The following is a 13,254-nucleotide window of genomic DNA, read 5'->3' on the forward strand; positions in this document are numbered from 1 at the left end:
CGATTCTACCGTTCAATCATTGCTGATGCGTTGATTGGTTTCGAGAGATTGCAGCCGCTGCTATCAAAGCAAGAGCGGGAACAATGGGAGCTCGCATCCTGACGTTGCTCCAATAGATCAGATGCACACATGTGAAGGAGATTACTAGCAGTAATACTGGGCTCCACCGCATTCGCTGTGCTAGAGCAGAACGAACAATGCGAACCAATCCGACCGCAACAAATCCCCAGAGTACGATGTAATACAGGCTCACCAATCGAAGAACTGTGATCGGAATGTTCTCTGCAGCAGGTCCACTGGGAGAGATGTTCCAGAATCGAATGAATCGCAACCAGCAGGCTTTTAAGAAGAGCGTCGGGTTGTTGCGGATTGTTTCTCTGGCCTGATTCGCCATCCAGCGGTCACGTTCGACTTCAGAGAAGAGCTCAAGTTGATCCAGCTTTTGATTGACTTCGTGAGCCCACACTCCTTGCCCCGGGCCTTTGGAACCATCCCAAACCGTCCCCCAGGGTTGCTCCACAACTTCTGCGTAAAACGCTTCGTTATTCCCGAGTAGAACGGTATAGCCCCCGTGGGACGTCATCAGAATGGGAGAATGAAACACGATGCAATTTCGCACGAGCCACGGACCAACGAGGATGCTCACTCCCAAGCCAGCAAATGCGAGTCGGCGGACCAATTGCGAGGTTCCTGCCCCTTTCTGAAACTTCAAACTGAAGAGCGTCCATAAAAAATAGAGTCCACCAAATGCCCAGAATGTTGGCCGGGTCAGGACGCACAATCCGAAGACAATCCCTGTCAGCAATGATGTTTTCCAGGAGGGCGTTTTCAAGTTCAGGTTTTGATTCGGTGGCTCCTGTTGGACGAGCCTCCAGAGCAGCATCGCAGACATCAATGAACAGACCGACTCTGTCATCGAGAGTGATGAATACCGTACAAGAAGTGGGTCCAGCCCGTAGACCAGAACAGCCAGAATCTGCCCCGATCGAGATAACCTTAGTGAAATTGCCGATTTCCAGATGAAAATCGATGCACACACTACCGCCAGAATATTGAGCGTTCCACGTGCCCAAGCTGCACTCTCGGCAGAGATCGGTGCAATCAATATCGGGTAGAGCGGCGGACGGAATGCCGTTGGTGTTTCAGTTCCCGGAGTGGAGTAGCCTCGCCAGGATATGAGATTTCTGGCGATACCCAGATAGGAATCGGGATCTTCATTCAGCTCATCGTATCGAATTGCAATAAAGCAAAGTCGCAACACTGCACAGCAAATCAGAATGCTGAGCAGAATCCAGGCATCAGACGAATGACGTTTCGGTGGCAGAAGAGGGTTCCGGCTGAGGATTGTGGTTGGCGTTTTCGCTCGATTTCAAACCAAAGGCTGGCTGAGAACTACAAGGAAAACGAAGAGTAAATTTTGTCCCATGTCCAACGGCGCTTTCAACACGAATGCGACCATTATGGGATTCCATCACATCTTTGCACATTGACAGGCCAAGTCCAGTGCCTCCCTGCCCGTTTTTGTCAGCTTTCTTCGTGGTGAAAAACTTCTCAAAGATGTGCGGAAGGACATCGGCCGGAATTCCCGTCCCTTGATCCTTGATGCAAATTTCCGCCATTTTGTCGTCTTTGTTTTCCGAAACCGTAATCGTCAAGGTGCGTCCCGGTTCCATCGCCTGCCGGGCGTTGACTATCAAATTCAACAACACTTGTTGAATTTGACCTGCGTTCACAGAGGCGTACGGGTCGGCAGAAATGTTGACGTCGAGTCCGATTCGGTGAACTTTGAAATCCTTCTCAACGAGAATTAAGACATCATTCAACAGCGACGCCAAATTATGGGACTCTCGTCGATCAGAACTGGATCGAGCGTAAGAAAGCATCCCGGTCGTAATTTTGGCTGCTCTCTGACTGGCACTCAGAATTTTATCGAATGCTTTGGTCCGGGCGTCGGCGTCCTTTTGACGCAGGCCGAGCTTCGCGTAGTTGATGATCGTCGTCAGGATATTGTTGAACTCATGAGCGATCGACGAACTCAGCTCTCCAAGCGATCCCATTTTCTGGGACTGCAAAAGCTGCTCCTGCAGTTCTTCAAGTCGCAGCTGAAGTTGCTCTAGTTGAAGAGGTTCTGTATTCGAGGAATCGAGGTCCTGATGTGTCGACATGTTCTCACTGGGGTCAGAGGGTATGAGGACTCGCTATTGGCAGAATCGGCACACTTCTCGACAGACTTCATTCGGTTCCTGCCCAGAGGCCCATCAATGTGCAGAACCATTGAGTCACCCAAGATTGGCAAGATAGGAAAGCTGTCCAGAACAAATTCACGATAGGGCATTTACAATGCTTGTCCTGCCCGTGAAGATCACATTCACGAGCTCATAGACTGCTCACCAAGAGCGAAATGGGACACTTAATACCCAATTCGAAAGATGCTCTAGTCGATAAAACCAGAAACTTCCTGAATCTCTTCACGTTTTACCCCAGCGTTGTTCAGTGCCTCGTACAATCCGAGTTTCGCTCCGACTTGTGCATTTTTCTGACGCAGGACTCGAAGCTTCACGCCCTGTTCTCCTCCGGTCGCTTTCTGGGTTTGCTGGACAACTTCGCTTTGAGAGATGTCGACGCCGGTCATCGGGTCGGTGTCTGTTGTTAATCGGTAACGATCTTCATGTATTGTGATCGTAATCATTTTTTTTGGCACTGCGTCCTCAGTGGTCGACGACATCATCGTGGAGTCGAGATTTCCGGTCGCTGAGACATTATTCAAATCGGGGGCTTCGCCGTTATCAGTTGCAGGATCTCCTGTCGTTGCATCACCTGTGGCGACACTCTCCGACGGTTGATCACCTTGATCGTTTCCTGTTCCAGTCCCCATCCCTGCAAAGAACTGGCTTAAGTAAATCGCCAGCCCAACGATTACGGCAGCGCCTCCAAGATATCGCTTTCGTACTTGCATGATTTCTTCCAGAAGCAAATTTTGATCAAAGAGAACCTACACTTTGAACAGAGATGATATGAACATCTACGTGTGTTGTCGAATCCCCAAATCGAGACGAATGATAGCATTTTCGAATTGATGTTCGCGCCCTGCTTCGTGGCGAGGTGTGCATGAAGCCCAGAGCGTAAGCTTCCGGTCGCGACAGATCTCGAAACGGTGCAGGCAATATTCTGGCAATTCGCTGGCGCTGCAGCTGAAAAGCGTCGCTCACCAAGCTACTGAAACTGTCACGCTTCAGTAAAAGACAATTTCTGAATTCGAGAATCGGATCGTGAATTATTCAATCCGCATGCCAAGGTCTGCGTAATCGTAACGTGATCGACCAGCACTTTCGAAATTGAGGCGGACAGTGATTTGCGGGAGCGCCTCCTGCACCGGTTCGAGATCGCCTTCAGTTGATTCACTCTCGTAAGTCAACATGAGGATGACGAGACTCTTCGGTTCCGGCAACGTATGAGCGAGTTCAATAAAGCGATTGATAAAATCCTGCTGAGCAAAATCGGTCGAAAGATCTCGAGGGAATTGCATTCGCAGGGTCGTATTATCGCTCGTGAGCGTGAGATAGTTTTGCGGTGTTACATGGATGTTCCAGACGTCACAACGTTTCCGGATTTCCTCGTAAGCGAGAAGGTGGGAAACGATCTGGTTTGACTTCTCATCAGAAAGCTGTCGGATTCGCTCCTTGAGATTCTCCAGGTCAACATCTGATAAAACTCCTGAAGAGAGCTGTCGCCTGAGAATTTTTTCAATGTCCTGGTCTGGAATCTCGAAGAGTTCAGACAGCAACTTTGCGACGATCCGTTCCCGCTCAAGAGTTTCTTCGAGATTGGCTTCGGCAAATTGAAGTCGCTCTTCCATCTGAGTCATGGCTGCAACGGCTTCATCACGTTCAACCAAAGCAGCAGCCGCATTTTTTTCAACTACAACCTGCGTCTCCTGAACTTCGAGATACTGCGCAAAGATTACGATTAACAATAAGTCCAACAGTGGAGTCAATTGCAGAGTCATTTTTCTAGGAACGATCATTCTTCATCCTCCTCAGAGGCGGATGGCACAAAAGCCAACTCACGTTTGACTCGCGAGACTGTTTCTCTCACATGCTGACGATTCTCTGAAAGCCGATTAAATGCAGGTTCGAGGCAACTATTCACGAACATCAAAATCATCGCGGCGAGCAAGCCAGCTGCCGTGGACCAGATTGCGTCTCCGAACCGTCCGAGAATGATGCCGACGGTCGCTGTCGATTGTGTTGCCGCACTTGTTTGCAGTGCGACTCCGATTGCCAGGATCGTCCCGAGAACGCCGGCGAGCGGGTAGGCCTCGATCATTGTGCGCCCCATGTTGTAGGTCGTCTCAAAGAACATTGAGTTCAAATAGCGACGTTTTTCATCCAGCACACGCATCCGTTCGAGTAGAGCTCGGCGATCCGCCTGGCGGTCGGCTTCGTCCAGAACATCGTTCACGTCTGAAAGAAACGCGTCGATTTGGTCAGACAAATGAGCGGTCGAATCGAGGAGGCTTTGGTTCTTTAGCCCTCGTGTGAAATCAAAGAGCGCCGAGGCAATCTTCTTCAGGTCTCGACGTGACCATAACCACAGCACGAAAAACAGAAACAGGTGCACGCAAAAGACCATCCCAATAATGAGTGAGGACAGCGTCGAAAGATATTGGAGCAGTTCATTCATAACAGTTGGTCAGCCGTTGGCGGTGATCAGTCTTTTTCGTTCACGGATTAACGATTGCGAGCAAGAGACGCTACGTCAATCGTAAGTTGGCAATCCATGCGTCGGATTGTATCGACGCGACGCCTTTCTGCATCATTTTGATTGTGTTTGGTGAATGAATGAAACGAATTATTCAGAAGCGGTTTTGCTAAAATTCAGTTTTTTTCAAAAAAATTACGGCATTTTGAAATTCATGGGACCTCGTGGCAAACCGCAAGCTAGCTATTAGGAAGTTGTAAAGTCTTCTCCCCTAGACAAGTCGGTCCAATGAGAATTTTAACCCCGCGAAAGTCTGAGAAAGCACGGTCTGGTGCAGTCCTCGTTGAGTTTGCACTCGTCTCGTCATTGTTTGTCGTCTTCCTGGCAATGATTCTGGAAGTTTCGCACGTTTACCTGGTGATTAACACATTAAATGCTTCTGCAAAACGTGCTGCGCGTTTCGGTGTTGTTGAAGGAGTGACCTCGGCACAGACGATTGCGAAAGCGAATTCGTACTTGACCAAATCCCTGAGCCCTGCGACTGCGACTGTTTCGGTCCTGGATGGATCGGTCTTTGATTCCCCGAATTACAACGCAGACACATTTGATTCATCAACGCTGACAGCTGTTGAACTCAGCGATCTCGAAACTCGCGACCTGTTTGTTGTCCGCGTGACTGTCCCTTACGACCAAGTGGCCCTGATTCCCCCAATCTGGCTCGATGGACTGACTCTCTCCGGCCAATCCGTCATGCGACACGAATAAGGACTCGTGAAATGAAAATATCCACTCAATCTCAAAGTCGAACTCGCGATCAACGAACAGGTGCTGCTGCGGTGGAGTTCGCGATCGTTGCTCCGATTTTCATCTCACTGATCTTTGGTGTTGCTGAAATGGGCCGCGCTCTGGACGTTTCAACAAATATGACTTCGGCCCTCCGGGAAGGGGGACGTTTGGCATCGATGCACTACAACGGTGTCGTCCCACCCGGAATGACGACAGAAGAAAAAGTTTTACTCGATATCCGAAATGTGTTGAAAGCCAATGGCGTCCCTGGGGACGAAGTGACTCTAACACTCACGCATGCAGATGGCGCCAAAGCTGGACAGGACTTTGACCTGGATGACCCGAGTAACTACCTGAAAAACTTTCAGCTCACCGCTACTGTCGCTTATGCGGATGTCAGTACGTTTCCTATCAAAATCATGAGTGGGCAAACGCTGACGTCAAAAATTGTCTTTCGCCTGGGTCGCTCGGATCTTTCAAGCTAGAGCAATTTTGAAAAAATAACGTGAACTGTCTCGTGGAGATGAGTGATCCATCGCATGAAAATGCGATCTTCACGGACACATTAAACACGAAAGTGTTCTAGAAGAGAGTGGGCAACACTACACCTGAAGAGAATCCACCATGAAAATCCAACATTTTACAAACCAACTTCATTTGTTGAAGGAGGATGAATCAACAACCCGAAAAGGGGCGTTCATTGTCCTTTCAGCAATTTGTCTGGTCGGGTGTTTAACGTTTGTCTCCCTCGCGGTCGACATCGGATACATCAATCTGGTGAAGACACGGATGCAAAATGCCGTCGATGCTGCTGCATTGGCTGCCGCACAGGAAATCACAAACGCCGTCAACACCGCACCTGTTGGAACCGCGGATGTCACTCAATATTCACGAGATCAGGCTCGCATCGCCGCCAAGGATGTTGCATCCCTGAATGATGTTTTCATTGATAAGCAGATCGACGTCATCTTTGGTCGTCGCTCCTTCAATGAGTCGACCCAAGAGTTCGATGTCACCTGGAACGCTTCTCCGTCGAACGTCGTGAAAGTCATTGCTCGTCGAGACAACAATGACACTTCCGCTCAGGATGGAAAGTTGAAACTCTTCTTCGCAGGTGTGACGGGAGATCGCTACTCAACCATCGTTGCACAAGCGGTCGCGTATGTCGAGTCGCGAGATATTGTCGTCGTACACGACTTTTCACGATCCATGAACTTTGACAGCTACTTCAACAACGAATCATCCGCACGTCTCTCCGATTCGCAAATTGAACAGAATCTGGAACTGGTGTGGAACGATCTTCAAATGCCAAATACGGGCTCGCTGGCATTTACTCCTCAGTACCTCACGACTACGAAATCGGATTACGGAGTCTCTGCGACCGTCACGTTTAAATACGACGATCTCGAAGTGACAAGCGCCGGAGAGATCGAAAAAGTTCAGGTAAAATATACTGATAACAGTTACCAGACCTTCAATGGCCTGAGCGGCAACAGCGTCAACATTAATGGCTCAAAAAATATTGAAACCGCCTGGGTCACTGCTCGTGGTCCATCGGAAAATGAACCGGTGACCGTCACCAATAATGGAATTTCAGTCACGTATGCTGCGAATCGAAAATCTGCAACGATGTCCTCACCGCAGCGAATCCGTGAGCTTTATGTTGGCTTTACCGACAACTCGACAGACTACCGTTCCTACGGGAGCAACGGCCCATACAATGCGTCGTACAGTTCGTGGAAAGAGATGGACTATATGTACCTCGAAGTGTTAGACGGAAGATCGTACTGGTACTACTTCAACGCTCCTAACGGAGGGAATGAGGTCACACTTCAGTTCGATGATAGCAACTGGGAAGTCAAACAGGCCTTCGGGTTGACTGGTAGTTACCCGTATCCTCGGGGAAGTTGGGACGGATTTATCAACCATGCTCGGAACTACTCTGAATTCTCCAGCCGAGGTTTCCGCGAAACTTACGGCGGGCTGACCTTGATGAATTACATCCTGCGGGATTATCCCGGTCACTGGGAAACTCCAGACCTCTGGAAAACACGTCACTTCCCTTTCCATGCGATCAAGGAAGGGCACCTGTTGCTTTGCGACTTCCTCGAAGATCTTGGATTTGACGATCACCTGGGGATGGTCAGTTACGACACTTCCCACCGTCAAGAAAAAACGATGTACGACTCAGATCCAAATGTCCCATCGGTCAATATCTCTTCCGAGCCGATCACCGATAACTACCAGGCGATTCGAGACTTGATGCAGTACAAACAGGCTGCACATTATTCGTATGCGACAAACATGGGAGGTGGTCTGGAGGATGGAATCCAAATGATTCTGGACAACTCCCGGGCAGGAGCACGGCGAACAATCCTGCTGATGACCGACGGTAACACCAACACCATGGACTCGGGGGCATCCAGTTCGCTTCCGCACGGATGGGATTGGGACGAACTGTTTGACTACGATGGTGACGGAAACAGTGATTACTACACCAACAGTTCGCAACGTCGATACGTGTTACGCACTGCCTACGACGCCGTTCAGAATGGAATCACGGTTCACACGATGAGTGTGGGGATCGATGCAGACCGAAACCTGATGAGGGCAATCGCTCATCTTGCAGGCGGACACTTTATTGATGTTCCTGGAGGAGCCAGTGTTGCCGATATGGAAAGCGAAGTCGAACAAGCCTTCCACCGAATCGCCTCGTTCGTGCCTCCAGCGAAGTTGATGAATCAGGATTAAACGGCAAGTCACTTGTAGAAATGAGATGCCCGGCTCGAAATTTCGAGCCGGGCATTTTTTATTTACGTCAACGGATCAGGACTTCTTCGTTCTCTACTCAAGATCGCTTTCAACATCTACCAGAACATTGCTGGCGAAGACGATATTCTTCCGCTCACCTTTCAAGGTGACTGCCTTTTCAGTCAATCCTGAGAAGACGTTACCAGTGATGCTGATGTTGGCTGCATTGTCGATCAACATCCCGCCAGCGGCTGCATCGTCCACTTTACGTTTGATCGATTTCTCTCCGATGTAGCTGTTCGAAAAATTGTTCCCAGTCACAGTGATGCGTCCACTATCGGGACCAATACGAAGAGCATTTGTTTTCAGAATCGTAAACGTATTTGCTGAGACCGCACAGCCATGAGCATCACGAAGGTCGATGCCCGCTCCGTTATGAGCAATCACGTTAGCACTGAGAGTGATGCCGTAGCAATCGCGATCCAGAATGATTCCAGTCCCGGCACACTCTTCAATCATATTTCCTGACAGAACACTGCCGTATGTGTTTTCAATGATCACCCCATGACCAAGGTGGTCATCGAGGTTATTTCCATTCATGCACAGGTTGTACCCATCTGTGCAGAGTAAGGCGTCTTGATTTTCCTCAAAGTGATTGGCATTCACGACGATATCGTGACAGCCAGCCAAGTTAACTCCGTTTTTCTTGTTGTAGGTAAAGAGTGAATCCACGATACGCGGATCTTCATAACAGTAGTTCAGGAAAACGCCGTCTCCACCATTTTCACTGAGAGTAATTCCTTCGAGATAGATTTCATTGACCTGTCGAGCTTCGATCCCCGCACCGCTTTTCTCGTTGCCAGTGATTCGCAAATCAGTGACGTGTACTCTCCACAAGTTGAACTTGCGGTCTGTCTTGGCGTTCTTGCACTCTGGATGTGCAATGAGCAATGCTGGCTCGCCCGCTTCGTTTTTGTTGATGATGTGCGTGGCGGTTCCGGAGCCTCGCAAGGAGACATCACCAACTCCCAGGCGAAGTGGCTCTGTGATTTCGAATTTGCCCGGTGGGAGTAAAACAACTCCACCCTCTTTGGGGAGAGCATCCAGAGCAGCTTGCAGGGAATCAAATTTTGCTGCGTTGATGACCTGCTTCGTTGAGGTGGAATCGGCAGCTGTCGTTTTCGTTGCTGTTGTCGTTGCGACAAAGAGGATGGTGAGCAGGCAAACGGCGTGCTTGAAGAGCGGTGTCATGTAATAAGTTCCTGATAGTGGGCCTCGGGAGGATTCACGTGCGAAGCAGCACGAACGGAAAAAATGATACACCAAACCGACAAAAAAATCCCCGGACTTATCGAGCGGGGCTTACGGGGTGCATTTGTCGGTTTCGCAGAACTCATCCAGATTGTTCGGTTGAGCAGCTTCAATGCTTGTCGTGTCCGCGAAGTACATTTCCACAAGCCCATTCGCTAATGCCACGCGACAGAACCTGAACACCAATTCGAAAGATGCTCTTCGTGGCTTCGTGATCGATACCGTGGCAAGCAATGACCGACAATCACCGCTTTCATTCAATCGCTATCTCAGAAACCGGTCGGGCTCGATCGAATTAATCGGGAATCGAGACAGCTTGCAGGGCATCCTGGCGGGTCTGGTAGTGTGGCCAGATGTGAAAGAATTTCGAAGCCTGAAGCATCTCGTAAGTTGCAACAGTACACGCACAAACAGCGGCCTTGCCTGGGACGGCTCGACAGAACGAGTAAAGCGATTCCACAAGTATGTGGCCCACTGTGGCAGCTTTGCTGAAGTCGATCACAATGTTTTTAACATGGCGTTTGTTGATCACATCGACCACGCGATTCGTCTCAAGGCGGATGTCTTGATAGAAGAACGCCTGCGAATCACCAAGTGGCAGCACCACAATCGTATCCCCAAAAATTTGGGTCTGGAAGATTCGGTTGTGCTGCGTCAGAAAATCGTTCTCTGGCCGTTCCTCATAATCTGCCGGGGGATACGTTTGTGCTGGAATTTCGGGATATCTGGCAGCAAGTTGATACGGACCAAGTTGAAACTCGGTCCCTTCGGCCAACATCGCACAATTGCAGTGCTGTCCGTTTACAGAGACGCCTTCTTTCCCCGTGAGATCGATGACCCACAGCCCAGAAGGCAAAAGGAGTAACGAACAATGAACACGAGAGATCTTTGAATCGATCACCGCAATCCGGCAACGCTCGTCCCGTCCAATCAGCGTGATGACACGATTAATCGGCCACCGCTTCCCTTGCGAAGATGTGTTCAGCAGTTCCAATTCAACTTTAGGAAGCGTTCCGTATTCCTCTCGTTGTTCATCTCTGGGGCGGAACTCTGTCGGCGGCTTCAAAGAGGTGTCGTTGACCCAAAAGGGATCGCAAAGCTTAAACTCGGCACCGGGAATTTTGATGGTATGCTCATGCGACAGCCATCCTGAAAACTCCGCACCCTGAAATTCAGTCCCGGAACGGCTACATAAATCGAGAGCTGCGATTCGTGGCCCAATCGCTTGAAGATATACATGTCGAGTCGAGACGGCAGGATCGTTAACCACAATATCGCTATTGGGATGCCGTCCAATCACCACGAACGGCTTGGCCAGTTCGATCGTCTCGGTGTTTCGCTCTCCGAGGTCTATTTCCTCTGGCCCCGCCTCTTTCGAACCAGTTTCTTGCCCCAACTTGGTGACTTCAATACGCAATGGAGCTGGCACAGCAGCTGCGTACTGCAACATGTTGATGAATTGTTCGTCCATTACCGCAGGGTAGCCGTGATTCATCCGGGATTCTTGCCCGCTTCGAATGAATGAACTGGAATAAGGGAATGCGAATAACTGATGTGAGGATCTATCATGGCAAGTTTATTTTTCGTCGTCAATGTTGACACATTGAATCAACAGGAAATGAGTGATTTGATGATTTTGCAATGGGCATCTGGAATTTGACAAAGTCCCCTCATTTCCTCACCTCGAAGCCCCTATGTCACAAAATGTCACAAAAAGAATCTGTTCTTGGCAATTGCGGCGAGCTTTCAGCCATGAATCCACAATGACTGTGCAAGGACTGTGCAAGGACTGTGCAAGGGTAATGCAAGAGAACTCCCGGATCGGCACGCCAGAATGACACTCACGGAAATCAGCTCTTTCAAATGAACTCACCGATCAGTGCGACTTGTCCCTTTTCGCTTTGAACGTGAACCAACTACACTGGCACACTATGACTTTCGAAATTGATTCTCAACAGGAAGCTGCAGGTAACATAGTGAAGTACGATGTTTATGGCGTTGGAAACGCGCTCGTTGATATTCAGGTCAATGTCTCTGATGAAACGCTGAAGAAACTGGATTTTCAAAAAGGCATCATGACTCTCGTCGATGAAGAAGTCCAAACCGAAGTTCTCGCTGAGATTTCGGAAAGCGATGTCTCGCAGTGCGCTGGAGGCTCGGCAGCCAATACGATGATGGGGGTTGCCGACTTTGGAGGCCAGGCTGCTTACAGTTGCAAGGTTGCCCATGATTCAATCGGAGACTTCTATCTGAGCGATCTTCGTGAGCGTGGTGTTGCTATCAATATTGAATCTGGTAGCGGTCAAACCGGAACGTGTGTCATTTTAATCACCGATGACGCAGAGCGGACGATGCTCACCTGTCTGGGAGCCTCCACATCCCTCGGGCCGGATGATGTCGAAGAGGAAGTGATTCGCCAATCGAAGTACGTTTACATCGAAGGATATCTCTTTACGCAAGAGCCAACGCGCTCAGCGGCGCTTCGTGCGATTGAACTGGCCAAAAAGAACAACGTCAAGGTTGCTTTCACAGTGAGCGACCCGTTTCTGATCCAATACCACAAAGACGAATTCTGGGAACTCATTAAGAATTCCGTTGATCTTGTTTTCTGCAATCTCGAAGAAGCCCGCGCTCTCACAGGCAAACATGATTCGATTGATTGTGCACATGTGATGCACCAACACGCCGAAAACGTCGCGTTGACGCTTGGTCCTAATGGATCATTGCTCATGCACAACGGCGAGACCATTGCGATTGAAGGCGTCACGGTTGACGCGAAAGATACCACAGGAGCTGGCGACATGTATGCCGCCGGAATTCTCTATGGCATCACGAATGGACTCACCTGGAAGCAGTCGGGGCATCTTGCCTCACATGCTGCTGGACAGATTGTTTCTCAATTAGGTGCGAGGTTCAGCGAGTCGTTCTCGGCAGAGGAACTTCAAAAAATCATCGCTGAAGCATAACAAAAGGGCCCCCAGGCATGGCGACGTTTGCCATCGGTGATATTCACGGATGTTGGACTGCACTGGAAACTTTGCTGGAGCAGGTTCCCATTCAGGAAGATGATCTCGTCATCACCTTGGGGGATTATGTTGATCGAGGTCCAGAATCTGCTCGCGTTCTCGATTGGGTGATGAATCAATCTGCGAACGAACGATTCATCGCCCTGCGCGGGAATCATGAACTGATGATGCTTGCGGCATCGAAAGCACAAATGAACCCCGAACACTGGTTGGCTTGTGGCGGATCGGAAACGCTCACGTCGTACCAGCAAACAAGCCAGCGACGAATCCCCAATATTAAAGACATTTCTCCTCAGCATCTCGACTTCATCAAGTACGACCTGAGACCTTATCACGAAACGGAGACTCACATCTTCGTGCATGCTTACGTTTACGAAGACGCAGCACTCGACGATCAGGATGAGTCTGCGCTCTACTGGGAGCGTTTCGATTTAATCAGACCGCATAAATCGGGGAAAAAAGTAATCTGTGGTCATACTGCTCAAAGGAGTGGTCTTCCCGCAAATCGACAACATGCTGTTTGTATTGATACTTGGGTCTATGGAGATGGCTGGCTGACCTGTCTGGAGGTAGAATCAGGTCAGTATTGGCAAGCGAATCAAAAGCGAAAACATCGATCTGACTGGCTGGAAGTTTAAGGCAAAGTCAACACTCCCGATAAACAGGATTGTGAATCGCT

The 13,254-nt window shown here is 49.5% G+C and carries 12 protein-coding genes; 5 read left to right on the plus strand and 7 right to left on the minus strand.

What is annotated here, in order from left to right; all coding sequences use genetic code 11:
* Window positions 1–16 precede the first annotated feature (16 nt).
* From Mal48_RS15620 to Mal48_RS15640, 5 genes are all read right to left on the minus strand, one after another.
* Window positions 17–1,261 (minus strand): ArnT family glycosyltransferase, encoded by a 1,245-nt coding sequence (locus Mal48_RS15620; RefSeq protein WP_145201478.1) that lies wholly within the window; start codon window positions 1,259–1,261, stop codon window positions 17–19.
* A gap of 37 nt (window positions 1,262–1,298) precedes the next feature.
* On the minus strand, window positions 1,299–2,165 hold the full coding sequence (locus Mal48_RS15625) for a sensor histidine kinase (protein ID WP_145201481.1): 867 nt from the start codon (window positions 2,163–2,165) through the stop codon (window positions 1,299–1,301).
* A gap of 269 nt (window positions 2,166–2,434) precedes the next feature.
* Complete coding sequence (locus Mal48_RS15630) at window positions 2,435–2,956, minus strand: hypothetical protein (RefSeq protein ID WP_145201484.1); 522 nt, start codon at window positions 2,954–2,956, stop codon at window positions 2,435–2,437.
* Window positions 2,957–3,274: 318 nt separating this feature from the next.
* On the minus strand, window positions 3,275–4,024 hold the full coding sequence (locus Mal48_RS15635) for a hypothetical protein (RefSeq protein ID WP_145201487.1): 750 nt from the start codon (window positions 4,022–4,024) through the stop codon (window positions 3,275–3,277).
* Complete coding sequence (locus Mal48_RS15640) at window positions 4,021–4,683, minus strand: MotA/TolQ/ExbB proton channel family protein (RefSeq protein ID WP_145201490.1); 663 nt, start codon at window positions 4,681–4,683, stop codon at window positions 4,021–4,023. Before Mal48_RS15640 ends, Mal48_RS15635 begins: the two co-directional genes overlap by 4 nt.
* Window positions 4,684–4,989: 306 nt before the next feature.
* On the opposite strand from Mal48_RS15640, the gene Mal48_RS15645 reads away from it, so the two are divergent.
* From Mal48_RS15645 to Mal48_RS15655, 3 genes are all read left to right on the plus strand, one after another.
* Window positions 4,990–5,466, plus strand: coding sequence for a TadE/TadG family type IV pilus assembly protein (locus Mal48_RS15645; RefSeq protein ID WP_145201492.1), 477 nt, complete (start codon window positions 4,990–4,992; stop codon window positions 5,464–5,466).
* Between the two features lie 11 nt (window positions 5,467–5,477).
* Window positions 5,478–5,972: a TadE family protein gene (locus tag Mal48_RS15650; RefSeq protein ID WP_145201495.1), complete on the plus strand. Its 495-nt coding sequence runs from the start codon at window positions 5,478–5,480 to the stop codon at window positions 5,970–5,972.
* A 139-nt stretch (window positions 5,973–6,111) separates the two neighbouring features.
* On the plus strand, window positions 6,112–8,238 hold the full coding sequence (locus tag Mal48_RS15655) for a pilus assembly protein TadG-related protein (protein WP_145201498.1): 2,127 nt from the start codon (window positions 6,112–6,114) through the stop codon (window positions 8,236–8,238).
* 93 nt (window positions 8,239–8,331) lie between these two features.
* Here the strand turns inward: Mal48_RS15655 and Mal48_RS15660 are convergent, their stop codons facing one another.
* On the minus strand, window positions 8,332–9,489 hold the full coding sequence (locus Mal48_RS15660; RefSeq protein ID WP_145201501.1) for a right-handed parallel beta-helix repeat-containing protein: 1,158 nt from the start codon (window positions 9,487–9,489) through the stop codon (window positions 8,332–8,334).
* Between the two features lie 355 nt (window positions 9,490–9,844).
* Window positions 9,845–11,044: an FHA domain-containing protein gene (locus Mal48_RS15665; protein WP_145201520.1), complete on the minus strand. Its 1,200-nt coding sequence runs from the start codon at window positions 11,042–11,044 to the stop codon at window positions 9,845–9,847.
* 481 nt (window positions 11,045–11,525) lie between these two features.
* Here Mal48_RS15665 and Mal48_RS15670 point away from each other — a divergent pair, with 481 nt between their 5' ends.
* Window positions 11,526–12,515: an adenosine kinase gene (locus tag Mal48_RS15670; protein WP_145206266.1), complete on the plus strand. Its 990-nt coding sequence runs from the start codon at window positions 11,526–11,528 to the stop codon at window positions 12,513–12,515.
* A 17-nt stretch (window positions 12,516–12,532) separates the two neighbouring features.
* The gene (locus Mal48_RS15675; RefSeq protein WP_145201524.1) at window positions 12,533–13,213 is read left to right on the plus strand and encodes a metallophosphoesterase family protein; all 681 of its coding nucleotides are present in this window, start codon (window positions 12,533–12,535) and stop codon (window positions 13,211–13,213) included.
* Window positions 13,214–13,254 lie beyond the last annotated feature (41 nt).

Origin of the sequence: Thalassoglobus polymorphus, assembly GCF_007744255.1 — a bacterium.
GTDB lineage: Bacteria > Planctomycetota > Planctomycetia > Planctomycetales > Planctomycetaceae > Thalassoglobus > Thalassoglobus polymorphus.

Excerpts from the sequence above, each read along its gene's own strand:
- Mal48_RS15660 (WP_145201501.1), bottom strand. The coding sequence starts at position 9,489 with ATGACACCGCTCTTCAAGCACGCCGTTTGCCTGCTCACCATCCTCTTT.
- Mal48_RS15650 (WP_145201495.1), top strand. The coding sequence starts at position 5,478 with ATGAAAATATCCACTCAATCTCAAAGTCGAACTCGCGATCAACGAACA.
- Mal48_RS15675 (WP_145201524.1), top strand. The coding sequence starts at position 12,533 with ATGGCGACGTTTGCCATCGGTGATATTCACGGATGTTGGACTGCACTG.
- Mal48_RS15635 (WP_145201487.1), bottom strand. The coding sequence starts at position 4,024 with ATGATCGTTCCTAGAAAAATGACTCTGCAATTGACTCCACTGTTGGAC.
- Mal48_RS15630 (WP_145201484.1), bottom strand. The coding sequence starts at position 2,956 with ATGCAAGTACGAAAGCGATATCTTGGAGGCGCTGCCGTAATCGTTGGG.
- Mal48_RS15640 (WP_145201490.1), bottom strand. The coding sequence starts at position 4,683 with ATGAATGAACTGCTCCAATATCTTTCGACGCTGTCCTCACTCATTATT.
- Mal48_RS15645 (WP_145201492.1), top strand. The coding sequence starts at position 4,990 with ATGAGAATTTTAACCCCGCGAAAGTCTGAGAAAGCACGGTCTGGTGCA.
- Mal48_RS15655 (WP_145201498.1), top strand. The coding sequence starts at position 6,112 with ATGAAAATCCAACATTTTACAAACCAACTTCATTTGTTGAAGGAGGAT.
- Mal48_RS15665 (WP_145201520.1), bottom strand. The coding sequence starts at position 11,044 with ATGAATCACGGCTACCCTGCGGTAATGGACGAACAATTCATCAACATG.
- Mal48_RS15625 (WP_145201481.1), bottom strand. The coding sequence starts at position 2,165 with ATGTCGACACATCAGGACCTCGATTCCTCGAATACAGAACCTCTTCAA.